We start from the raw sequence: 280 nt of genomic DNA on the forward strand, positions 1-280 counted from the left end.
GCCCTCTTCGGCGCGGCCCTTGTTCCCCTCTCCCTCCTCTTCTTCCCCCTCTTCTCCTCTCTCTTTCTTCTTCCCCTCTTCTCTCCCTTCTTCTCCTCTTTCTCCCTCTTCCTCTTTCTCTCCTTCCTCTTTTTCTTCTCTTTCTCTCTCCCCCCCTCCTCCCCTTTCTCTTCCCCCTCTTCTCCTCTCCCTCCTCTTTTCCTCCTTTCTTCTCCTCCCCCTCCTTTCTTTCCTTTCTTTTTCCTCCCTCCTTTCTCTTCTCTCCTTCTTTCTCTCTCTC

The 280-nt window shown here is 52.9% G+C and carries 1 protein-coding gene; it reads right to left on the bottom strand.

Translation table 11 applies throughout. From position 1 onward, the window contains the following. On the bottom strand, positions 1-280 hold a 280-nt coding region (locus tag ACWXWW_RS17985), incomplete at both ends, for a hypothetical protein (protein ID WP_455971370.1).

This window comes from Microbacterium sp. KNMS (assembly GCF_053851835.1).